A 22,677-nucleotide genomic window follows, 5' to 3' on the forward strand; every position below is an offset into this window, starting at 1 on the left:
ACACTGTACCCACGCCGAACGGATCAAGCCGTCGGCGCGCGATACCGCCAGAACGCCGGAAGCAGCAGCATCGAGGCCAGCACCAGCACGATCACCAGCAGGCCACCGCCCGAGGCCGCGACCGCGGTGCCGAACCCGGCGGCCGCCCACCCGTGCGTGACGTCGGCGATGCGTGGCCCGCCCGCGACCACGACCGTGAACACGCCCTGGAGCCGTCCGCGCATCTCGTCGGTGGTCGCGACCTGCAGGATCGCCATGCGGTAGATCGCGCTGACCATGTCCGCCGCGCCCGCGAGCGCCATGAACAGCACACCGAGCCACAGCGACTGCGCGATCCCGAACGCGGCCACCGCCGCGCCCCACGCGCAGATCGAGACGACGACCGCCACGCCCTGCCGCCGCACCCGCGTCAGCCAGCCAGAGAACAGGCCGATCAGCATCGCCCCCGCCGGGATCGCCGCGTAGAGCCAGCCGAGCGCGGGACCGCCGCCGGGCGGATCGCCGAAGGTGCGTTCGGCCATCTCGGGGATCAGCGCGCGGGGCATCCCGGCGACCATCGCGATGATGTCGACCACGAACGACGCGAGCAGCACCTTCTGCGTCGCCAGATAACGGAAACCGTCGATGACGTCGCTGAGCCCGGCCCGCCGCGTCTGGCCGTCCAGCGGCGGGAGCGCGGGCAGCCGCCAGACCGCGAGCAGCGTCACGGTCAGCGCGACGACGTCGATCAGGTACAAAGTGGACAGTCCGATGACCGGGATCAGCGCACCGGCCAGCAGCGGCCCGAACACCGCGCCGAAGGTGGACATCGTGGCGCTGAGCGCGTTCGCCGACGGCAGCAGTTCGGGCGGGACGAGGCGGGCGATGACGGCGCCACGGGTGGGCATGTTGATCGCGAAGAACGCCTGGTTCACCGCGAGCAGCACGAGCACCAGCCACACCGAGCCGAAGCCCGCGAACGCCTGCAGCCACAGCAGCGCCGAGGTCACGGCGACGCCGAAGTTGGTGACGAGCAGGAGCTTGCGGCGGTCGACGGCGTCCGCGACGGCCCCGCCCCACAGCCCGAACACCAGCAGCGGCACCAGCGCGACCGCACCGGTGAGCCCGACATACCCGGACGAACCGGTCAGGTCGAACACCTGCTTGGGCACCGCGACCGCGGTCAGCTGCGTACCGATCGCGGTGACCACAGTGGACGACCACAACCGGCGGAAGGCCGGGATCTTCAGCGGACGGGTGTCGACGACGATGCGGCCGAGCAACCCGCGGACCCCGGAGCGGGGCGGCAGCGTCCCCGTATCACCACTCACAACCGACCAGGTTAGCTGCGCTAACTATCCACGCGCCCGTGATTTTCCTCGCCTTCCGGTTTCCGGGGCCCGAACGCCCCGATGACCGGCCCAGCTCGCGACGCCGAAAGTCCGTGGGGGCCTCCTTGAGGGACTCCAGGTCCCTCAAGGAGGCCCCCACGGACCACCAACGAAATGAACGAGGGCTACGGGGCGACGCGTTCGACGTGCCAGCCGTCGTCGGTGCGGACGTACCGCAGGCGGTCGTGCATCCGGTCGGCCCGGCCCTGCCAGAACTCGACGAAGTCGGGGCGGATCCGCCAGCCACCCCAGTGCGGCGGCGCCGGGATGTTCTCGACGTCGGCGAAGCGGCGCTCGATGGTGTGCAGGGCGTTGTCGAGCGCGCGACGGCCGTCGACGACGCGGGACTGCGGCGAGGCCCAGGCACCCAGCTGCGAACCACGCGGCCGCTGCGCCCAGTACTCCGCGGTCTCCTTCGGCCCGACCTTCTCGACCTCGCCGCGCACCGACACCTGCCGGTGCAGGCCGTACCAGGGGAAGGTGACCGAGGCGTAGCGCGTCGCGATCAGGTCGTGACTCTTGTTCGAGGTGTAGTTCGTGTAGAACACCACCCCGCGTTCGTCCAGCCCCTTGCACAGGACCGTGCGGGAGGACGGCCGGCCGTCACTGTCCGCGGTCGCCAGCACCATCGCGTTGGGTTCGGGGACCCCCGCCGAGTCGGCCTCGTTCAACCAGGACTGCAACTGTTCGGTCCAGGTGCCCGCCAGCGCGGTCTCGTCGAACGGGCGCCCGTCGTAGGCGACCCGCATCCCGGGCAGCCGCACAACGGCGTCCGACACCTCAACGTCGTCGATCTCCGGCGTCATCGCCAAACCTCCACACCCGATCGGGGCACCTGTCACTTCGGCTATCCGCCGACGTTATTGCCTGGCGAGCTGCGGCGAAACCCACTGAACGGTGACTCCTGCCACCCCGGCGGGCATTACCGCACCGTAACCGTAGGGCGGCAAACCGTAACCCCGGGTTCACCGAACCTTCCCTGATCGATCAAGGAACCCGGCCGCCCGCAGTCGGGAGGGGTCCGGACGCCGTCGCCCTAACCTGCTCACCCACACCACCCAGCGAAGGCACCGAGCCGATGCTGGCGGCGATGATCCGCAGGTTGCACGACACCGGCAGGAGCGGCGGCTGGTGGTTCATCACCTGGGTCCCCTTCGGTTCGATCGTGCTGGTGGTCTTCCTGTGCCTCCCCAGCGACTACGGGGTGAACAGGTACGGCCCCGAACCCGACAACGTGTACCGGTCACGAGTCGCGCGCGGCGAGTTCCGACCGTGATCAAGTACCGCGCAGGATGGCCGCGAGCATCACCGCGCGCAGTTCCGCCGACACCTCGGCCGCCGGCAGCGGCGGATCGTGCGCCTGCCACTCGCGGAGCAACCCGGTCGCGGCGCCGACCAGCGCGATCGCGGTCAGCCGGTAGTCGCGACGCGGTGCGGCGCCGTCCTCGGCGGCGCGTAACGCCTCCTGTTCGATGAAGGCCGCCCACCGGTTGACCCACACCTGGTGCTGCGCCTCCAGCTCGGCGCTCACCCCGACCGCCTCGACGTAGTTCAGCCGCGGCATCCGCGGATCCGACGTCACGGTCGCCACGAAGACGTCGAGCAGCGTCGAGATCCGCTCGACCGCGTCCGCTCCCTCGACCCGGCCGAGCGCCGCGGTCACGTGCTCCATCGCGAGGGTGTTGATGTGGTCGTGCAGCGTGCGGAGCACCTCCTCCTTACCGCCGAACTCCTCGTAGAAGTTGCGGGTCGACACCCCCGCCCGCGTACACAGATCGGTGATCTTCGCCTGCCGGAACCCGGTCGAGGTGAACAACTCCAGCGCCGCGGCCAGCAACCGCTCCCGCCGCTCGGCGCGCCGCCGCTCCGGTGCCACGCCGCCGTAGGTCCTGGCCATCGCTCCCCCTCCCGCCACGCCGGTATTGCCAGATCGTAGCCACGGGCCTACCTTGTGAAAATCCTAATTACCAAATTTCCGGAGGCAACGATGCTTCGCCGGACCCTGGTTTCCGTACTCGGTATCGCCCTCGCCGCCGTGCTGGTCGCCGCGCCCACCGCGCACGCCACGACCCCGGCCGCGCCCGGCGACCTCCTCGAATCCCAGCCGACCACGGTCAAGGTCGCCGTCTTCCCCGCGCCGGTGCGGGCCTGGCACCTGCTTTACCGTTCGACCTCGGCCACCGGCGCCGCCAACGCCGTCTCCGGCACCCTGCTCGTCCCGCCGATCCCCTGGACGAAGGGTCCGCGCCCGCTGGTCAGCTACGCCGTCGGGACCCACGGGCTCGGCGACCAGTGCGCGCCGTCGAACCTGCTGGCCAACGGCACCGAGAACGAGATCGCCCTCATCGGACAGGCGCTTTCGCGGGGCTGGGCCGTGGTCCTGACCGATTACGAAGGCCTCGGTACCCCGGGCGATCACACCTACGCCGTCGGGCAGTCCGAGGGCCGGGCCGTGCTCGACGCCGCCCGCGCCGCCGCGCGGGTGCCGGACGCCGGGCTGTCCCCGTCCGGACCGGTCGGCGTCTTCGGCTACTCGCAGGGCGGGCAGGCCGCCGCCTCCGCCGGGGAACTGCAACCGACGTACGCGCCGGAACTGAACCTCGTCGGCGTCGCCGAGGGCGGCGTGCCCGCGGACCTCAAACAGGTCATGAAGTTCAACGACGGCAACGCCGGCTTCAGCCTCGTACTCGGCGCCGCGACCGGTTTCGCCGCGGCCTACCCGGAACTGCCGTTCAACGACATCCTCAACGCCCGCGGCAAGGCACTCGTGCCGAAGGTCAAGCAGATGTGCACCGTCCAGCTCGCCCTCGCCGCGCCGTTCGGGCACCTGTCCGACTACACCACGGTGCCCGACCCCGCCGCCGACCCGCGCTGGCAGGCCCGGCTCGACCAGAACTACCTCGGCCGCGTCAAGCCGAAGGCCCCGGTGTTCCTGTACCACGCCTCGGCCGACGAGCTGATCCCGCTTGCGATCGGCACCGGCCTGCGGGACCGCTACCAGGCACTCGGCGCGGACGTCACCTGGCAGGAATTCCCGCTGCTGGAACACATCGGCGGCGTTTCCGTGGGCGGCCCCGTCGCGATGACCTGGCTCGGCACCAAGTTCTGACGTTCCGTGGGGGCCTCCTGGAGGGACCTAGAGTCCCTCCAGGAGGCCCCCACGGACCTTCACGAGAACGGACGGAGGGCGGTGACGGCGTCGGGAGCCAGCGACGTGGTGAGGGTGCCACCCGCGGCGAGGGGGCTGCGGGACCACCACTCGCCCGACGCGGCGGGGAGCTCGGGGCCGCCGACGACCAGATCCGAGGCGAGCACCCGGTTCCCCGCCAGATGCGCCATGCTGCCGTCCAAAGTGGAATCACCGACGGTCAGCGTCTGCCGCAACACCGGCACCGAACCCCGCGTCACGTGCTGCGACGTCGTCAGCTCGCCGGGTCGCTCGCCCGCACGACCCAGCACCAGCACCTCGCGCGTGTGGAAGTACGCGCCGGGCGCGACCGACGCCCGCAGCACCGCGATGTGCCGGGCCCGCGCGGTGACGACGGTCGGCTCGGGCAGGTACTCCAGCGAACCACCCTCCGCCACCTCGACGTCCACAATGGACCTGCTACGCGCACCGTGCGGGCCGGGCAGCGCCAGCGTCGCGGCGACCCCGGACAGCCGCAGGACCGCGCCGGGACCGACGCGCACGGTGAGCGTCAGCTCGTCACCGCCCAGCGGGAACGTCGCCGAACTGACCAGGTGGACGACCGCGCCGGCACCACGCCCGCGCCGGGGAACCAGCGTGAGCGGCGACATCGACCGCAGCTCACGCAGCACCGTGCGCTCCCCGTCGCGGCGGGCGACCAGCCGGGCATGCGCTTTCACCCCGCGCGGACCGGCACGAGCGAGCGGACCCAGTCGGCGACCGCCGGCGCGTCCGGAGTGTCCACAAGGGACTGGGTGATCACCGGCAGCTCGCCACGCATGCGGTGCGCGTCGGAGGTCATCACGGCCATGTCCGCGCCGACCAGATGCGCGATGTCGATCTTGTTGATCACCAGCAGGTCGGCGGTCGTGACGCCGGGCCCGCCCTTGCGGGGCACCTTGTCCCCGCCCGCGACGTCGACGACGAACACCTGACTGTCCGCGAGCCCCCGGCTGAACACCGCCGTCAGGTTGTCCCCGCCGCTTTCGATGATCACCAGGTCCAGCCCGGGGAACTTCTCCTCCAGCCGTTCCACGGCGTCGAGGTTCGCGGTGATGTCGTCCCGGATCGCGGTGTGCGGGCACGCGCCGGTCTGCACCGCTTCGATCCGCGCCGGGTCGAGCACCCCGGCCCGGCGCAGGAAGTCGGCGTCCTCGGTCGTGTAGATGTCGTTCGTGACCACCGCGAGGTTCAGTTCCCCGCCGAGCGCGCGGCACAACGCGGCGGTCAGCGCCGTCTTGCCGCTGCCGACCGGGCCGCCGATCCCGATCCGGTACGCCCGCCCGGCCGTCGGTGCGGCGTCGTAGCGATCCGGTTCCGCGGCCGTCGGATCGAAGTTCACCGGATGCACATGCCCGTGCCCATGACCGTGCTCGTGCTCGTGCTCGTGCTCAGCTGGCAAAGAGACGCACCTCTTCCTCGTGATGCCGGGCGTGTGCCTCGGCGAACAGGTCCAGCGCCGGGGACCCCGGCGCGGGAAGCTCGGCGGGGTCGTCCCCCGCGACGGCGTCCGCCCGCGCGGACACCTCCCGCAGCTCAGGCGCCAGCCGCGCGACGACGGCGTTGACCGCGAACGGATCCAGCCCCAGCAGCCGCACCGCCGCGCTCGCCGGGCCGCTGATCGCCAGGTACGCCACCGCCGTCGCGGCGTCGAGCGGCGCGCCACCCGCGACACCGACGAGCGCGCCGAGCACCACGGGATGATGCGGCCTCGGTGTCTCGGCGAGCAACGCCGACAACACCGGGGAGGGCCACGCGACCCGCCCGGCACGCGCCGTCCCCCGCCCCTGCGCCCGGGACGCCTCCCGCTGCGCGAGCGACGGCGTCCGCGCGTCCAGCTCGGCGTCCAGGCGCGACCAATGTCCCTTGTGGACACCGCGGGCAGCGGCGTGTGCCGACGAGGCCGCGAACACCGCGGCGAGGAGACCGGCCGTGCGCAACCGTCCGCTCAGGAATCCGGGGAGATCCCGCTCGTGCGTGACCAGCTTGCGCGCAATGACCTCCTCCAACCCTCCAGAGTGGACGTGGCCGCCGCCGGGGAAGCGCGAGTCGGCGAGAATGAGTGCGGAGAGATCCATCAGAACAAGAAGTATCGTTGTGCCATCGGCAGCTCCGTCGCCGGATGTGGTTCGATCAGCTCACCGTCCACATGCACCGCGAAGCTGTCCGGATCGACCCGGACGTCCGGCGTCGCGTCGTTGAGCACCATGTCCGCCTTGCCCCGCCGCCGCGTGTTCGCCACCGGCACGAGCCGCCTGGCGATCCCGAACCGTTCCGCGACAGCGCTTTCCAACGCCTCAGGCGCGACGAAGTGGAGACTGCTCGCCGCCGCCACCGAGTGCGCCGCGCCGAACATGGGCCGCGCGAACACCGGCTGGGGCGTCGGGATGGACGCGTTCGCGTCGCCCATCGCGGCCCACGCGACAAACCCGCCCTTGAGCACCACGTGCGGGCGGACGCCGAAGAACTTCGGTTCCCACAGCACCAGATCGGCGAGCTTGCCCACCTCCACCGACCCGATCTCCGCGTCCATGCCGTGCGCGATCGCCGGGTTGATGGTGTACTTCGCGACGTAGCGACGGGCCCGCAGATTGTCCGCAGCACCGTCGCCGGGCAGCGCGCCTCGACGTCCCTTCATCACGTGCGCGGTCTGCCAGGTCCGGATGATCACCTCGCCGATCCGGCCCATCGCCTGGGCGTCCGAGCTCATCATCGAGATCGCGCCAAGGTCGTGGAGGACGTCCTCGGCCGCGATCGTCGACGGCCGGATGCGGCTTTCGGCGAACGCCAGGTCCTCGGGCACCGACGGGTTGAGGTGATGGCACACCATGAGCATGTCGAGATGCTCGTCGAGGGTGTTCGCGGTGTGTGGGCGGGTCGGATTGGTCGAGGACGGCAGGATGTGCGGCAGGCCGACCACCCGGATGATGTCCGGCGCGTGCCCGCCGCCCGCCCCCTCGGTGTGGTAGGCGTTGATCGAGCGGCCGCCAATGGCGTCCACAGTGGACTCCAGGAACCCGGCCTCGTTGAGCGTGTCGGTGTGGATCGCGACCTGGACGCCGGACTCGTCCGCCACACTCAGGCACGCGTCGATCGCGGCGGGCGTCGATCCCCAGTCCTCGTGCAGCTTGAACCCGCCCGCCCCGGCGGCGAGCTGTTCCCGTAGCGCTTCGCGCCGCACGGTGTTCCCCTTGCCCAGCAGGAGAACGTTGACCGGATGACCGTCCATGGCGGACAGCATCCGGCCCAGGTTCCACGCGCCGGGCGTGACCGTGGTGGCCTTGCTGCCCTCCGCGGGCCCGGTACCGCCACCGACCAAAGTGGTCAGTCCGGCGGCGAGCGCGGTGTCCACCAGCTGCGGGCAGATGAAGTGGACGTGGCAGTCGATCCCGCCCGCGGTGAGGATCTTCCCGTTGCCCGAGAGCACCTCGGTGGACGGGCCGATCACCAGCGCCGGGTCCACCCCGTCCATGGTGTCCGGGTTGCCCGCCTTGCCGATCCCGACGATCCGGCCGTCCCGCACCCCGACGTCCGCCTTGACCACGCCCCAGTGGTCCAGGATCACCGCGCCGGTGATGACGAGATCCGGCGCGCCCTCCGCGCGCGTGGCCATGCCCTGGCCCATCGACTCGCGGATCACCTTGCCGCCGCCGAAGAGCACCTCGTCCCCGCTGCCCGCGCCGCGGCTGCGGTCCTCGGTGACCTCGATCAGCAGGTCGGTGTCGGCCAGCCGGACCCGGTCGCCGACGGTCGGGCCGAACAGCTCGGCGTAGCGCTCACGATCGATCGACGTCATCAGAACTCCCCGGCGAATTCGGACCGCAGGCCCGGCACGCGGCGGTTCCCGGCGAGCGGGACGAGGCCGACCTCGCGCTCGACCCCCGGCTCGAAGCGGACGGACGTGCCGGCCGGGACGTCGAGCCGGTGCCCGCGCGCGGCGTCGCGGTCGAACTCGAGCCCGGGGTTCACCGCCGCGAAGTGGTAGTGCGAACCGACCTGGATCGGCCGGTCGCCGACGTTGCGCACGACCAGCCGGACCCTGGCCCGGCCCGGATTCAGCTCGACCGGCTCGTCGCCGGGGATGATCTCGCCTGGACGCACCACTGTCCCTTTCAGACGATCGGGTGTTTCAGATGATCGGATCGTGCACGGTGACGAGCTTCGTCCCGTCCGGGAAGGTGGCCTCGACCTGAACGGAGTCGACCATTTCGGGCACCCCGTCGAGGACCTGCGCCCGCGAGAGCACGGTCCGCCCGCTGGCGACCAGCTCGCTGACCGTGCGGCCGTCGCGGGCGCCCTCCAGCACGTGCTCGGTGATCAACGCGACCGATTCGGGGTAATTGAGCAAAACACCACGTTGCAAACGTTTGCGAGCTACGTCCGCCGCTACGTGGATCAGGAGCTTGTCGCGCTCCTGCGGGCTCAGATGCATGCCCTCAGGTCTATCACCGGGCACCCCCGCGCGCCGGTTTCGGCAACACAGGATTTACGTGTCGGTCCGCCTGTCGGCCACCGCCCGTGCACGGCGATGTCACACCCCGAAGTGAAAGTTTTTCGGGCAGCGGCCCTACCAGGACTGAATCGTTCTCGTAATCGTGACCGAAACCACCACTTCTTTCGATTGCCCAGCGGCGGCAGGAGGAGGAAAGTTTGTCCATCCGTGCGATGAGGCGCGCGTTCGTTGCGTGTATCCCGATCCGCGCGTGAGACCAAAGCCGGGGAAATGCGCACCGAAGGGTTTCGCTAGCAGTGACTACCTCCACGATCAGCAAGCCACAGCCGTCCGGAGAACCCGACGACGGCTTCCGTCCCGGTCTGGAAGGCGTCGTCGCCTTCCACACCGAGATCGCCGAGCCCGACCGGGACGGCGGCGCGCTGCGCTACCGCGGCGTCGACATCGAGGACCTCGCGGGCAAGGTGACCTTCGGCGACGTATGGGGACTGCTCGTCGACGGCCGGTTCGGCCACGGCCTCCCGCCCGCCGAGCCGTTCCCCCTCCCGGTGCACACCGGTGACGTCCGCGTCGACGTCCAGGCCGCGCTCGCCATGCTCGCCCCGATCTGGGGCTACCAGCCGCTGCTGGACATCACCGACGAGCAGGCCCGCGACCAGCTCGCCCGCGCGTCGGTCATGGCGCTGTCCTACGTCGCGCAGTCCGCGCGCGGCATCGGGCAGCCCGCCGTCCCGCAGGACCGGGTCGACGAGGCGAAGTCGATCACCGAGCGGTTCCTGATCCGCTGGCGCGGCGAGCCGGACCCCGCGCACGTCAAGGCGCTGGACGCCTACTGGGTCTCGGCCGCCGAGCACGGCCTGAACGCCTCGACGTTCACCGCCCGCGTCATCGCCTCCACCGGCGCCGACGTGGCGGCGTCGATGTCCGGCGCGATCGGCGCGATGTCGGGCCCGCTGCACGGCGGCGCGCCGGCGCGGGTGCTGCCGATGATCGCGGAGGTCGAGAAGTCCGGTGACCCGGCGGGCCTGGTCAAGGGCATCCTCGACCGCAAGGAGCGCCTGATGGGCTTCGGGCACCGCGTGTACCGCGCGGAGGACCCGCGTGCCCGCGTGCTGCGGCGCACCTGCCAGGAGCTGGGCGCCGAACGGTACGAGGTCGCCGCGGCGCTGGAGCAGGCCGCGCTCGCCGAGCTGCGCGACCGGCGCCCGGATCACCCGATCGAGACCAACGTCGAGTTCTGGGCCGCGGTCATCCTGGACTTCGCCAAGGTGCCGCCGCACATGATGCCCGCGATGTTCAGCTCGGCCCGTACCGCGGGCTGGGCCGCGCACATCCTGGAGCAGAAGCGGACCGGACGGCTCGTGCGCCCGTCGGCCAAGTACGTCGGCCCCGGCCCGCGCCGCCCCGAAGAGGTCGAAGGCTGGGCCTCGATCGCGGACTGAGCGACTTCCGCCGTGCCGTCCCCCCGCTGCTCGGCGGTCCGTGAATGCCACATTGAGGGACTCTGAGTCCCTCAATGTGGCATTCACGGACTAACGCGGCTTCAGCGGATGCTCGTCGTCGCGGGGCGGGCGGACCTGCGGGAGGTCGCGTTCGCGACAGGCACCGATGCGCGTGAAGTTCGCCCGTGCCTGGGTGAGGCTCAAGGCACCGTTCGGGCCGCCGCGTACCTCGTCGGCGTCATGGGCGTCCTGGCCGTCGTCCTCCCAGAAACAGACCGGGCAGATCTGGTACCCGCCGCGCTCTTCGAGCGTCAGGTAGCCACAGCACGGACAGGCGTACGGACCGCCCTCGGCGGGACGCCTGACGTTGACGAAGTGCACCCGGTCATTGTGCCGCCGCCACGACCGGGACGGTCGGGTCGTGGGCGGCGGTGGCCGCGAGCATGGCGGCGAGCTGGTCGACGAGCCAGCCGTCGAGATCCTCGCGCGGCACCGCGCCCTCCTGCAGCCAGCTCAGCAGCGTGCCCTCGACCACCGCGGTCCAGCAGCGCAGGGTCAGCAGCAGCAGCGGCGACGGCTCGGTGACCCCCAGCGCGTCCAGGATCAGCTCCACCGCCCGGTTGCGGACCCGGTCGATCGCCGCGTTCGTCTCCGAGGTCGCGATCACCGAACCGCTGCGCAGCAGGGCGATGTACCCCGCGCGGTAGGAGTCCGCGACGTCGATGAGCCCCCGCACCGCCGCGCGCAGCCGTTCCGGCGGCGGGCCCTCCTCCAGTCCGGCGAGCCGGTCGATCAGGCCGTCGGTGACCGTCCGCAACGCCTCCACCTGGAGTTCCCGGAGGCTGGAGAAGTACCGGTAGAACAGCGGCCGGGAGACCTCGGCGCACGCGACGATGTCGTCGACGGTCACCAGCTCCGGGGCGCGGCTGCCGAACAGGTCCAGCGCGGCGCGGATGAGGTCGTCCCGGCGTGCCTGCGGCGACATGCGCCGGGGCCTGCTCACGGGGTGACGTCCAGTTTCGCCGCCGCGCGGAGCAGGCCGGGGGTCAACCGGGAAAGGACCAGCGCCGCCTTGGCCTCCGGCGTCGACGGCGCGATCGCGGTGTTCCGCTCGGCCGCCTTCAGGATGTCCCGCGCCACCTTCTCCGGTCCGAAACCGCGCCGCGCGTAGAGCTTCGAGCTGGCCCGCTGCCGCCGCCGCTGTTCCTCCGCGTCGACCCCGACGAACCGGGTGGTGTCGGTGATGTTGGTCTTCACGATGCCGGGGCAGATCGCGGTGACACCGATGCCCTCGGCCGCCAGTTCCGCCCGCAGGCACACCGACAACGTCAGCACCGCGGACTTCGTGGTGGCGTAGGCGGAAAGGATCTTCGACGGCAGATACGCGGCGGCCGACGCGAGGTTCACGATCTGGCCGCCCTCGGCGCGTTCGACCATCTGCGCGGCGAACGCGCGGCAGCCGTGGATGACGCCCCACAGATTGACGTCGATGACCTTCTCCCAGTCCTTTTCGGACGTGTCGAGAAAGGACCCGGACATGCCGATCCCGGCGTTGTTGACCACGATGTCCGGGACACCGAACTCCGCGCGGACCAGCTCGGCGAACCGCTCGACCGCTTCGCCGTCCGATGAGTCCACTGTGTACTCACCGACCGCGACACCCTTGTCCAGCAACAGCTTCGCCGTCTCGGCGGCGGCGTTCGCGTTGATGTCGGTGATGACGACGTCGGCGCCCTCGTCGGCGAAGGCCAGCGCGGTCGCCCTGCCGATCCCGCTACCCGCGCCGGTGATCACGACGAGCTTGTTCGCGAACCGGCCGCGACTGTCCGATCCGGACACCCGGGCCCGCTTGAGCGCGCGGGTCTCCTCCCCGCCTTCGACGTGGTCGACCAGCTCGGCCGCCGCGTCGGCGATGACCTTCGGCCTGCTCCGGACGACCCAGTGCGAGCCGGTGATCCGCCGGACCCGCAGATCCGGGACCCAGCGGGAGATCTCGGTCTGCAGCGGCGTGGTGACGAACGCGTCGCCGGTGGGCGCGAGCACCTGCACCGGGATGTCGGCGGCGCGGGGCGCGGGGCGGGACAGCCGCGGCAGCATGTTCGCGCGGTAGAGGTTGAGGCCGTGCACGCCGTCGGCCGTCTCCGGCGCCGCCTCCGCCGGCTCCATCCGCCGGATGATCGCGCGCATCGCCCCGGTGCGCCACAACAGCTGCGGCAGCAGGGGAAGCTGGAAGAACCCGATGTACCAGGAATGCAGTCCCTGGCCGAGCGCGTGCCGCAGCCGCCGGGGCGTCGGCTTCGCGACCTGCGCGCGGAACCACGCGCCCGCGTGGTCGAGGCTCGGGCCGGAGACCGAGGTGTACGAGGCGAGCCGCCCGCGCAGCGCGTCACCGGTCACCGCGTGCCAGGTCTGGATCGAGCCCCAGTCGTGGGCGAGCAGGTGGACCCGGCCGGTCGGCGCGACCTCGTCGAGCACCGCCCGGAGGTCGTCGGCCAGCTGGTCCAGCCGATAGGACCGGCGTCCCGACGGCTTGTCCGAGCGGCCCGCGCCCCGCACGTCGTAAACCACGACGCGGTGGCGGGGCGCCAGCTCGGCGGCGACGCCGTCCCACATCGAACCGTTGTCCGGATACCCGTGCACCAGCACGATCGTGGGCCCGTCCTCGGCGCCGGTCACCCGGACCGAGAGGCGGACACCGTCGCTGGCGGTCACCCACTTGTGAGACATTCTGTCATGTTAGACAGTTTGTCAACAAGCGCGCGAGCGCAGCGCGAACCGGCCCCAGGTCCACACCGTGTCGAGCACCAGCACGGCGGTCCAGATCCGGCCCGCGTTCAACAGCCAGTGACCACTCCAGTTCCAGAACCAGCTCGCCTCGTGCGGGCCGCCGAAGATCGCTTCGACCGGCCAGCTGTACCCGGCGAACGCCAGCGCGCCCTGCGCGAGGACGAACACCGCCAGGTGCGCACCCCAGTTCGCGAGCGGCTTCGCGCGGGTGTTCGCCGCCTGCTTCACCGGGTTGGCCCCTTGCGGCGGGGCCGCCGCCACCTCCGAGGTCGAGAAAGCGGTTTCGGGAGCCGGTTTTTCCTTTTGTGACGGCGTTTTCGGCTGTTCCACGGGAAACTCCGCGACTCCGACGCGTCGCACCGCACCCCGGACGACGAACGCGCCGAGCACGAGCAGACCCGCCGCGCCGAAGCAGGCGATCCGCCAGCCGGTGCCCCCGGCGTCGTAGAGCTGCCCGGCCACGAAGGTGCCGACGGTCGCTCCGAGTAACGTCGCGCTCTCGTAGATCCCCATGCCCCGGCCGAGGCTGACACCCACCGCCTCGGCCACCACGGCCTGCTCCACCGGCACCGCGGCGGCGAACGCGGCCGCCGAAAGGACCCACAGCACCGCGATCGTCACCGGATTCGGCGCGAAGGCCAGCCCGGCGGCGAACACCGCGCTCGCCAGCATCGCCAGCGCGAGCACCCGCGTCCGGCCGACCCGGCGGACGAACCCGTGCAGGTACTCGGGCAGCAGCGTGTAGACGATGAACCCGGGCAGGAACACCGCGGCGATCTGCCCCAGCTCCAGGTGATGACCGCGTTGCAGGTGCAGCAGGAGCAGCAGCGCGACCCCGCCCTCGGCGAGCGCGGTCAACGCGACCAGGCCGAGCATCGGCCGCAGCCGCCTGCCCAGCTGTCCCAGCCGCGGCGCGTCCGGCACGAGCGCGCCCCGGTCCGCGCGCGAGAAGCCCAGCACGACCGCCGCGAGCACGCAGGCCACCGCGCCCAGCGCGAAGACACCCCGGTAGTCCAGCCACTTGACCAGCGTCATCGCGACGACGAACGCGATCCACGTCCCGGCGCCCTCGGCGGCGAAGAGCCTGCTGAACACACTGTCGTCTGTGGACAGTCCGGCACCCGCCCTCGCACGCAGCGCCACCCAGAACAGCGCGCCGCCCGCGCCGCCGAGCACCGCTCCCGCGTAGGCGACTCCCATTCCCGGCGTCGTCGCGTACACCACAAAGGACAGTCCGTAAAGGACCGCACCGACGGCGGCGACCCGGCCGCGGTCGACACGATCGGCCAGCATCCCGGCCATCGGCCGCGCCAGCAGCGAAACCAGCGTCTCCAGCGCGGTGAGCGCGCCGATCTCCGCCGCCGAACCGCCGAGCTGGATCCCCGCCCACAGGGGCAGGAAGAAGTCCAGCACCTCGGCGGGTCCCTTGACCAGCGCCGCCGCGAGCTCGTTCTCCTCGCGGCGGCGCTTCCCCTGTTCAGCCACCCTCACCCCTTTTGAGATACGGGCGCATCCTAAAACCGGTCGGGAACGCGGCACGTCCGTCGAAAGTAGGACGCGTCGATGCCGGTGCCCGCCGATCCCGTTGTCCATCGTTCGGTGGACAACCGGATTCCACTTCCCGGACGTCCCGCGCACCCCCGCCCCGGCGACAGACTCGAACCATGACCACAGCAGTGAGCGTGCGCGGCCTGCGCAAGGAGTACCCGGGGCACGTCGCGGTGTCCGGACTCGATCTCGACATCCGGCGCGGCGAGGTGTTCGCGCTGCTCGGGCCGAACGGCGCGGGGAAGACGACGACCGTCGAAATCCTGGAGGGACACCGGGACCGGACCGCGGGCGAGGTCAGCGTGCTCGGCGAGGACCCCGGCCGCGCCGGGCGGGCCTGGCGGGCGCGGCTGGGCATCGTGCTGCAGACCGCGACCGACGCGGCCGAGCTGTCCGTCGCCGAGACCGTGCGGCATTTCGCGAAGTACTACCCGAATCCGCGCGATCCCGAGGAAGTGATCGAGAAGGTGGGGCTGACCGAGAAGGCGGGCACCCGGGTGAAGTCGCTGTCCGGTGGGCAACGGCGCCGGGTCGACGTCGCGCTCGGCATCGTCGGCCGCCCGGAACTGCTGTTCCTCGACGAACCGACGACCGGGTTCGACCCCGAGGCCCGCCGCCGGTTCTGGGCGCTGATCGCCGGACTCGCCGGCGAGGGCACCACGATCCTGCTCACCACGCACTACCTCGACGAGGTCGAGGCGCTCGCCGACCGGGTCGCGGTGCTCGCCCACGGCCGCGTCGTCGCCGAGGACACCCCGCGCGATCTCGGCGGGCGTGCCGGCGCGGAGGCGACCGTGCGCTGGGTCGACCACCGCGGCGAGCACGTCGAGCGCACCGCGTACCCGACCAAGCTCGTCACCGAGCTCTCCGCTGGGGGTGGGGAGCTCGGTGAGCTGACCGTGACCAGGCCGAGCCTGGAAGACATCTACCTCGACCTCATCGGAGACACTGAATGACCACGCTCGCCCTGCCCGGCACGTTCTCGCTCGGCCTGCTCCGCGGCGGCGCGGAGCTGCGGCAGTTCTTCCGCAACAAGGAACAGGTGATCTTCACCTTCTCCCTGCCCGCGATACTGATGATCCTGCTCGGGTCCATTCTGGACGGTCCGACCGCGCAGGCGTCGATCAGCTCCGGGCAATTGCTCGCCGCGGGCATGATCGGCGCGGGCATCGTCTCGACGTCGTTCAACAGCATGGGCATCGGACTGGCCAGCGACCGCGAAACCGGCGCGCTCAAGCGGCTGCGCGGGACGCCGATGTCGGCGGGCTCGTACTTCGTGGGCAAGATGGTGCTGGTCGCGGTGACCAGCGCGTTCCAGTCGGTCCTGATGATCACGGTGGCGGTGCTGATGTTCAAGCTGCACCTGCCGTCCGAGCCCGCCCAGTGGCTGACGCTGGCCTGGGTATTCGCGCTCGGCATCGTGTCGTGCACGCTGCTCGGCATCGTGATGAGCTCGGTGGCCCGCTCGACCCAGGGCGTCGTGGCGCTGGTCAACCTGGTGTACCTGGTGCTGCAGTTCATGTCCGGGGTGTTCGTCACGCCCATCACGAACCTGCCGAAGGTTATGGTCTACGTCGCGTCGGTCTTTCCGCTGAAGTGGGTCTGCCAGGGATTCCGTTCGGTGTTCCTGCCCCCGGAGGCCGCGGCGCAGGAAATGGCGGGGACATGGGAACTTCCGATGGTGGCGCTGGTGCTCGGCGCCTGGTGCGTGGCGGGGCTGCTGCTGGCGAAGCTGACGTTCCGGTGGACGAACGAGAGCCGATGAGGCCGGCCTGGCAGCGGTTCCACTGGCTGTGGGACGTCGTGTTCTGCATCGCCTACGCCGGGACCCTGGTGTACGTCCTGCTCGACGACGCGGCGCCCGCTGCCAAGCTGGTCGCGGGCGCCGCGCTCACCGGGATCGCGCTCGCCTACCTGCTCGAAGGACGCCGCTCCCTCTTCCGCGAAGGAAGCGACACCCGGCGATGGCTGTTCGCCGGGGTCATCCTGCTGCTCATCGCCGTCGCCATGTTCGCCGACTCCACGGCGAGCTTCGGCCTGTTCATCGTCTGCCCGCTGGTGTACATGACGCTGGACTTCAAACCGGCCGCCGGGCTCACCTCGGTGGCGATCGTGCTGAGCCCGGTCGCCTCGATCACCCGCCAGGGGATCGAGCCGCCGGTGTTGCGCTTCCTGGTGCCGATGATCGTGATCCTCCTCTTCTTCAGCATGCTCACCGGCCGCTACATCACCGGGATCATCGAGGAAAGCAGCGCCCGCGCGGAGCTGATCACCCGGCTCGAAACCAGCCAGGCCGAGGTCGCCCGGCTGTCCAGGGAAGCGGGCACCGCCGCCGAGCGCGAGCGGCTGGCCCGCGAGATCCACGACACGCTGGCACAGGGTTTCGCCAGCATCGTCGCACTCACCCAGGCGATCGAGTCCGAACTGGACACCGACCCGGCCGCGGCGAGGCGGCATCTCGAACTCACCGCGCGCACCGCGCGGGAGAACCTCGGCGAGGCACGGGCCATGGTGGCGGCGCTCGCCCCCGCCGACCTGACGGCGGGCTCACTGGAGGAGGCGTTGCGCCGCCTGCTCGATCGGCTCGCCGAGGAGCACACCATGGCCGTTTCGTACGAAGTGGACAGTCCACTGCCGACACTGCCGACGGCCGTCGAGGTGGTCCTGCTCCGCTCCGCGCAGGAGGCGCTGACCAACGTGCGCAAGCACGCGTCGGCGTCCTCGGTGCTGGTCCGGGTGTCCGCTGTGGACGGATGGGTACGCTTGCTGGTGCACGACGACGGCACCGGCTTCGACCCCGCCGCCCCGGCGGACGGGTTCGGCCTGCGTGGGATGCGGTCCCGCGCCGAGCAGATCGGCGGGCGGCTGAGCGTCCGCAGTGGACATTCCAAGGGGACGGACGTGGAGCTGGAGGTGCCCGCGTGATCCGGATCATGCTGGTCGACGACCATCCCGTGGTGCGCGAGGGACTGCGCGGGATGCTCGAGGTCGAACCGGACCTCACCGTCGTCGGGGAGGCGGGCTCCGGTGACGAGGCCGTCGCACTCGACCGGGTCAAGCAGCCGGACGTGATCCTGATGGACCTGCGGATGCCCGGCCTCGACGGGGTCGGCGCGACCAGGAAGATCCTGCGGCAGGCGCCGGAACGGCGGGTCGTCGTGCTGACCACCTACGAGACGGACGCGGACATCCTGCGCGCGGTCGAGGCCGGCGCGTCCGGGTATCTGCTCAAGGACGCGTCGCGCACCGAGCTGGCCGGGGCGATCCGGGCGGCGACACGGGGCGAGACGGTGCTGGCGCCGTCGGTGGCCGGGAAGCTGGTCAACCGGGTGCGGAACCCGGAGCCGCCGCCGTTGTCCGCCCGGGAGGCGGAGGTGCTGCGGCTGGTCGCGAAGGGCGGGACGAACGCGGACATCGGGCGGGCGCTGCACATCAGCGAGGCCACGGTGAAGACGCATCTGCTGCGGGTGTTCGGCAAGCTCGGCGTGTCCGACCGCACCGCCGCGGTGACCACGGCGATGGCGCGGGGCCTGCTCGGCTGAGGCGTACGGACGGCGAACTCGCGTGTTCGGAGAGCGATCTCGCGTGATTGAAGGCGTAACTCGCGTGATTGAGCGGCGATCTCGCGTACCTGGACGGACGACTCGCGTACCTGGAGGGTCGGCTCGGGCAGAATGCTGGTCATGCTTGCCTCGACCGAACTCGCCCTGCTGCGCCGCGTCGCGCACGAGCAGGCCACCTGCCGTGCCCCGTCCCTGGTCGCCGCCGTCGTCCGTGACGGGTCGATCGTCTGGTCCGGCGCGCGTGGCCGGGTCGGCGACGCGCGGCCGGACGACGACACGCAGTACCGGCTCGGGTCGATCACCAAGACGATGGTCGCCACCGCCGTCCTGCGGCTGCGCGACGAAGGCGCGCTCGACCTCAACGACCCGCTCGAACGCCACCTTCCCGGCACCCCGTTCGGCGCCGCGACCATCGCGCAGCTGCTCTCGCACACCTCCGGCCTGACCGCCGAGTCGCCCGGCCTGTGGTGGGAACGCACGCTGGGCTCGGACTGGGAGGTGCTCCTCGGGACCCTGGACGCCGACACGACGAAACTGCGGCCCGGCGCGAAGTTCCACTACTCCAACCTCGGGTACGGCGTGCTCGGCGAGCTGCTCGCCGACAAGCACGGAACCGACTGGCTCACCGTGCTGCGCAGCGAGGTCCTCGGCCCGCTCGGCATGTCCCGCACCACGCCGCACCCCGAGGGCAGGCACGCGGACGGGTTCGCGGTGCACCCGTTCGCGGATCTGCTGCTGCCCGAGCCGTCGCCGGACGCCGGCGCGATGGCCCCGGCCGGGCAGCTGTGGGCGACGGTCACCGACCTCGGCCGCTGGACCGCCTTCCTCGGCGGGAACGGCGACGGCGTGCTGAGCCCCGAGACCATCGCCGAGATGCGGACCATGGTCACCGTCGACGACGGCGACTCGTGGACGACCGGATTCGGGCTCGGCCTGATGGCGCTGCGCTACCAGGGACGGCGGCTGACCGGGCACACCGGATCGATGCCCGGTTTCCTCGCGTGCTCGCTGATCAACCCGGACACCGGCGTCGGCTCACTGGTGCTGACGAACTCGACCGGTGGCGTCGGCATCACCCAGCTGAGCCTCGACCTGATCACCATGACCGAGGAACTGGAGCCCGCGCTCCCCGAGGAGTGGCAGCCGTCCACTGTGGACCCGAAGTTGCTGGAGCTGACCGGCCTGTGGCACTGGGGCCCGACGCCGTATCACCTGCGGCTGCTGCCGGACGGCTGCTTCTCGCTGTCCCCGGTCAACGGCGCCGGGCGCGCGTCGCGGTTCCGCCCGGACGGCGAGGACACCTGGCTCGGCCTCGACGGCTACTACACCGGCGAAACGCTCACCGTGGGACGTACCGCCGAGGGCGTCCCGAACCACCTCGACCTGGCGACGTTCATCTTCACCCGGACGGCGTACGACCCGGCCGCCCCGATCCCCGGCGGCGTCGACCCCGACGGCTGGCGCTGACCCGGCCGCGCCGATCCCACGCCCGACTCGTTTCTCACCTACTGGGAACCAGGCGAGGCGTAAGCGTGGGACCTGCGCGCCCGTTTGGGCGCACATGTGCCGCAATGTGGGATTCGCGGTGTCCACATGGTGAACAGGTTGGGTACCGGGGAGGGCGGGGGCGGCCCCGCCTGAGAGACTGCGCACATGACCGACGCAGCTGAGTTGACCATCCCCGCAGAGCTCAAGCCGGCTGACGGCCGCTTCGGCTGCGGACCGTCGAAGGTCCGCGACGAGCAGCTGAGCGCGCTGGCGGCTTCCGGTTCCACCTACCTGGGCACCTCCCACCGCCAGAAGCCGGTCAAGTCCCTCGTCGGGCGCGTCCGCGCGGGCCTGACCGACCTGTTCTCCCTGCCCGAGGGCTACGAGGTGATCCTGGGCAACGGCGGGACGACCGCGTTCTGGGACGCCGCCGCCTTCGGCCTCGTGCGCGAGCGCGCCCAGCACTTCACCTACGGCGAGTTCTCCTCGAAGTTCGCGAACGTCACCAAGGGCGCGCCGTTCCTGGCCGACCCGATCGTGGTCAAGGCCGACCCGGGCAGCGCGCCCGAGATCGCCTACCAGCCCGGCGCCGACCTGGTCGGCTGGGCGCACAACGAGACCTCGACCGGCGTCGCGGTGCCGGTGCGCCGTCCCGACAACATCACAGCCAGCGACGACGCGCTTATCGCGATCGACGCGACCTCCGGCGCCGGTGGCCTGCCGGTCAAGGCCGAGGACTTCGACGTCTACTACTTCGCGCCGCAGAAGTCGTTCGCCTCCGACGGCGGCCTGTGGATCGCGCTGGCCTCGCCCGCCGCGGTCGAGCGGATCGGCGAGATCGGCGCGAGCGACCGCTGGGTGCCGGAGTTCCTCTCGCTGACCACCGCGCTGGACAACTCGCGCAAGGACCAGACCTACAACACCCCGGCGGTCTCGACGCTGTTCCTGCTCGCCGACCAGATCGAGTGGATGCTCGGCCAGGGCGGCCTCGACTGGACCACCGCGCGCACCAAGGACTCCTCGACCCGGCTGTACGAGTGGGCCGAGAAGACCGCCTACACGACGCCGTTCGTGGCCGACCCCGCGCTGCGCTCCCAGGTCGTGGGCACCATCGACTTCACCGACGACGTCGACGCCGCCGCGGTGGCGAAGGTGTTGCGCGCCAACGGGATCGTCGACACCGAGCCGTACCGGAAGCTGGGCCGCAACCAGCTGCGCGTCGGCCTGTTCCCGGCGATCGACCCGGACGACATCAGCAGGCTGACGCAGAGCGTCGAGTACGTCGTCGAGCGGCTTTCCTGACCCTCAGCAACAGCAGCCACGCATCGGTGCCCCGGCCCTCGCGGCCGGGGCACCGTTCTGTGCGGCCGCTTCGACGTCGGCGAGCATCTTCTTCCGCTTCGCGGGGCCGAGGACCTTGCCGCGGGTGATCACCGTGTCGATCCGGCGCACCGCGCCGATGTCGGCCAGCGGATCCGCGTCGAGCAGCACGAGATCGGCGGCCTTGCCCACGGTGACCGTCCCCAGGGTGTCCTCCTTGCCCAGATAGCGCGCCGCGTCGCGGGTCACCGCCTGCAGGGCCCGCATCGGCGGCAGGCCCGCCTCGACGAGGAACCCGAGTTCGTCGTGCAGGCTGAACCCGGGGAACACATAGGGATTCAGGCAGTCCGTACCGCCGATGAGGCCGACGCCCGCGCGGTAGGCGTCGCCCACCAGCCCGAGCAGTGCGTGGAAATAGGCTTCCTGCTCGGCGATTTCCTGCGGGGTGGACGGCGCGAAGACCTTGATGCGGTCCTTCCAGTAGTCCCGCAGTGACGGCGGGACGTACCGCAGGCGGGGATCGTGCGCGTAGGTTTCCGCGGGCAGGGAAATGACCCGGTTCACGCTCAGCGTCGGGGACAACCACGATCCATTGTGGACGAACAGCTCGTACAGCGCCCGCGCGCGGGCGGGGCTGTGGCTGAGCGTGCCCTCACGGTCGAGCCGGGCGACCAGGTTGTAGAACGCGCGTGGCGCGGCCGGGTCGAACGGTTCGCCCGCGAGCCGCGCGAGGAACTGGTCCCGCCGGGCCGAGGTGTGGATCCCCATCCCGTACATGTGCTCGAAACTGTGCTGGCCGGCGGTGCTGGCCTCGGGAATGCTGACGCGATACGGCCAGTGCCCGCCGAACGGGAGCCCCAGCCGCCCGCACTCGTCGGCGATCGCGCCGAAGGTGTCCCGGCCCAGGTACGAATAGACCTTGACGAACTCGGCGCCCTCGGCCTTCGCGGCGCGCACGGCCGCCCTCGCTTCGTCCTCTGTGGACACATGGACGACCGGGGCGTCCAGCAGTGACACCGGCCCGTCGACGATGCCGCTGGCGAGCACGATCCGGGGACCGGGCAGTTCCCCGCGTTCGATCCGGTCCCGGATCGCCCGGTTCTCCGGGTAACCCCACATCTCGCGGGTCGTGGTCACGCCGTTGACCACGTGCAGCGGCGGGAAAACGGCCACGTCGGCCCCGTGGGTGTGCATGTCGCACAGGCCGGGAACGACGTACTTGCCGCGACCGTCGAGCACCACGGCACCCTCGGTCGGCGGCAGATCCCCGGGCGCCCCGATCCAGGCGACGCGGTCACCGACCAGCACGATCGCGACCTCGGCCCGGGCCGGGGCACCGGTCCCGTCGATCAACGTCACCGGCGTCAGCACGACGACGTCGGAGCCTTCGGCCGCGGCCTCCTGCGCGAACAGGGCCGGAGCCACCCCCGCCGCCGCGAGACCGGTACCACTCATCGCCAGCCAGCGCAGAAAGTCACGCCTGCCCACCTCGCACGCCACCACGGGCCACACCTTTCAG

At 71.1% G+C, this 22,677-nt stretch carries 23 protein-coding genes; 9 read left to right on the forward strand and 14 right to left on the reverse strand.

Annotated elements, in window-relative coordinates; genetic code table 11:
- Positions 1–23: 23 nt before the first annotated feature.
- The gene (locus tag ABD987_RS17940) at positions 24–1,289 is read right to left on the reverse strand and encodes an MFS transporter (RefSeq protein WP_378214100.1); all 1,266 of its coding nucleotides are present in this window, start codon (positions 1,287–1,289) and stop codon (positions 24–26) included.
- Between the two features lie 206 nt (positions 1,290–1,495).
- Positions 1,496–2,176, reverse strand: a complete 681-nt coding sequence (pdxH, locus tag ABD987_RS17945) for a pyridoxamine 5'-phosphate oxidase (RefSeq protein ID WP_345394213.1) — start codon at positions 2,174–2,176, stop codon at positions 1,496–1,498.
- A gap of 272 nt (positions 2,177–2,448) precedes the next feature.
- On the opposite strand from pdxH, the gene ABD987_RS17950 reads away from it, so the two are divergent.
- Positions 2,449–2,646 carry a DUF805 domain-containing protein gene (locus ABD987_RS17950; protein WP_425551085.1) on the forward strand — a complete coding sequence of 66 codons (198 nt, stop codon included), beginning with the start codon at positions 2,449–2,451 and terminating at the stop codon, positions 2,644–2,646.
- On the opposite strand, the gene ABD987_RS17955 is transcribed toward ABD987_RS17950, so the two are convergent.
- On the reverse strand, positions 2,647–3,267 hold the full coding sequence (locus tag ABD987_RS17955; protein WP_345394217.1) for a TetR/AcrR family transcriptional regulator: 621 nt from the start codon (positions 3,265–3,267) through the stop codon (positions 2,647–2,649).
- A gap of 90 nt (positions 3,268–3,357) precedes the next feature.
- On the opposite strand from ABD987_RS17955, the gene ABD987_RS17960 reads away from it, so the two are divergent.
- On the forward strand, positions 3,358–4,479 hold the full coding sequence (locus ABD987_RS17960; protein WP_345394220.1) for a lipase family protein: 1,122 nt from the start codon (positions 3,358–3,360) through the stop codon (positions 4,477–4,479).
- Between the two features lie 59 nt (positions 4,480–4,538).
- Here the strand turns inward: ABD987_RS17960 and ABD987_RS17965 are convergent, their stop codons facing one another.
- From ABD987_RS17965 to ABD987_RS17990, 6 genes are read right to left on the reverse strand one after another with little or no spacing between them, the layout of a single operon-like run.
- Complete coding sequence (locus ABD987_RS17965) at positions 4,539–5,237, reverse strand: urease accessory protein UreD (RefSeq protein ID WP_345394223.1); 699 nt, start codon at positions 5,235–5,237, stop codon at positions 4,539–4,541.
- A complete protein-coding gene (ureG, locus tag ABD987_RS17970) occupies positions 5,234–5,908 on the reverse strand; it encodes an urease accessory protein UreG (protein ID WP_345394786.1) in 675 nt (224 codons plus the stop codon). Before ureG ends, ABD987_RS17965 begins: the two co-directional genes overlap by 4 nt.
- Positions 5,909–5,948: 40 nt before the next feature.
- Positions 5,949–6,635 carry an urease accessory protein UreF gene (locus ABD987_RS17975; RefSeq protein WP_345394226.1) on the reverse strand — a complete coding sequence of 229 codons (687 nt, stop codon included), beginning with the start codon at positions 6,633–6,635 and terminating at the stop codon, positions 5,949–5,951.
- Positions 6,635–8,353, reverse strand: a complete 1,719-nt coding sequence (locus ABD987_RS17980; RefSeq protein ID WP_345394229.1) for an urease subunit alpha — start codon at positions 8,351–8,353, stop codon at positions 6,635–6,637. Before ABD987_RS17980 ends, ABD987_RS17975 begins: the two co-directional genes overlap by 1 nt.
- Positions 8,353–8,658, reverse strand: coding sequence for an urease subunit beta (locus ABD987_RS17985; RefSeq protein WP_345394232.1), 306 nt, complete (start codon positions 8,656–8,658; stop codon positions 8,353–8,355). Before ABD987_RS17985 ends, ABD987_RS17980 begins: the two co-directional genes overlap by 1 nt.
- 28 nt (positions 8,659–8,686) lie before the next feature.
- Positions 8,687–8,989 (reverse strand): urease subunit gamma, encoded by a 303-nt coding sequence (locus ABD987_RS17990; protein ID WP_345394235.1) that lies wholly within the window; start codon positions 8,987–8,989, stop codon positions 8,687–8,689.
- A gap of 317 nt (positions 8,990–9,306) precedes the next feature.
- On the opposite strand from ABD987_RS17990, the gene ABD987_RS17995 reads away from it, so the two are divergent.
- Complete coding sequence (locus tag ABD987_RS17995; protein ID WP_345394237.1) at positions 9,307–10,452, forward strand: citrate synthase 2; 1,146 nt, start codon at positions 9,307–9,309, stop codon at positions 10,450–10,452.
- A 90-nt stretch (positions 10,453–10,542) separates the two neighbouring features.
- Here ABD987_RS17995 and ABD987_RS18000 read toward each other — a convergent pair whose 3' ends face one another.
- Genes ABD987_RS18000 through ABD987_RS18015 form a run of 4 tightly spaced genes read right to left on the reverse strand, consistent with a single transcriptional unit; the run spans position 10,543 to position 14,724 of the window.
- Positions 10,543–10,833 (reverse strand): CPCC family cysteine-rich protein, encoded by a 291-nt coding sequence (locus ABD987_RS18000; protein ID WP_345394240.1) that lies wholly within the window; start codon positions 10,831–10,833, stop codon positions 10,543–10,545.
- A gap of 4 nt (positions 10,834–10,837) precedes the next feature.
- Complete coding sequence (locus tag ABD987_RS18005; protein WP_345394789.1) at positions 10,838–11,437, reverse strand: TetR/AcrR family transcriptional regulator; 600 nt, start codon at positions 11,435–11,437, stop codon at positions 10,838–10,840.
- Positions 11,438–11,451: 14 nt separating this feature from the next.
- Complete coding sequence (locus tag ABD987_RS18010; RefSeq protein ID WP_345394792.1) at positions 11,452–13,164, reverse strand: SDR family oxidoreductase; 1,713 nt, start codon at positions 13,162–13,164, stop codon at positions 11,452–11,454.
- A gap of 36 nt (positions 13,165–13,200) precedes the next feature.
- Positions 13,201–14,724, reverse strand: coding sequence for an MFS transporter (locus ABD987_RS18015; RefSeq protein WP_345394243.1), 1,524 nt, complete (start codon positions 14,722–14,724; stop codon positions 13,201–13,203).
- Between the two features lie 179 nt (positions 14,725–14,903).
- On the opposite strand from ABD987_RS18015, the gene ABD987_RS18020 reads away from it, so the two are divergent.
- From ABD987_RS18020 to serC, 6 genes are all read left to right on the forward strand, one after another.
- Positions 14,904–15,743 carry an ABC transporter ATP-binding protein gene (locus ABD987_RS18020; protein WP_345394246.1) on the forward strand — a complete coding sequence of 280 codons (840 nt, stop codon included), beginning with the start codon at positions 14,904–14,906 and terminating at the stop codon, positions 15,741–15,743.
- Complete coding sequence (locus ABD987_RS18025) at positions 15,740–16,552, forward strand: ABC transporter permease (RefSeq protein WP_345394249.1); 813 nt, start codon at positions 15,740–15,742, stop codon at positions 16,550–16,552. Before ABD987_RS18020 ends, ABD987_RS18025 begins: the two co-directional genes overlap by 4 nt.
- A complete protein-coding gene (locus ABD987_RS18030; protein WP_345394252.1) occupies positions 16,549–17,712 on the forward strand; it encodes a sensor histidine kinase in 1,164 nt (387 codons plus the stop codon). The genes ABD987_RS18025 and ABD987_RS18030 overlap by 4 nt, the downstream gene beginning before the upstream one ends.
- Positions 17,709–18,329, forward strand: a complete 621-nt coding sequence (locus ABD987_RS18035) for a response regulator (protein ID WP_345394254.1) — start codon at positions 17,709–17,711, stop codon at positions 18,327–18,329. The genes ABD987_RS18030 and ABD987_RS18035 overlap by 4 nt, the downstream gene beginning before the upstream one ends.
- 141 nt (positions 18,330–18,470) lie before the next feature.
- Entirely contained in the window at positions 18,471–19,817 is a 1,347-nt protein-coding gene (locus ABD987_RS18040) for a serine hydrolase domain-containing protein (RefSeq protein WP_345394257.1), read from the forward strand.
- Between the two features lie 186 nt (positions 19,818–20,003).
- Complete coding sequence (serC, locus tag ABD987_RS18045) at positions 20,004–21,140, forward strand: phosphoserine transaminase (protein WP_345394260.1); 1,137 nt, start codon at positions 20,004–20,006, stop codon at positions 21,138–21,140.
- Positions 21,141–21,143: 3 nt separating this feature from the next.
- Here serC and ABD987_RS18050 read toward each other — a convergent pair whose 3' ends face one another.
- Positions 21,144–22,661 (reverse strand): amidohydrolase family protein, encoded by a 1,518-nt coding sequence (locus ABD987_RS18050; protein WP_345394263.1) that lies wholly within the window; start codon positions 22,659–22,661, stop codon positions 21,144–21,146.
- Between the last annotated feature and the right edge of the window lie 16 nt (positions 22,662–22,677).

It is taken from the genome of Amycolatopsis samaneae, assembly GCF_039541975.1.
In the GTDB taxonomy this organism is placed as follows: Bacteria; Actinomycetota; Actinomycetes; order Mycobacteriales; family Pseudonocardiaceae; genus Amycolatopsis; species Amycolatopsis samaneae.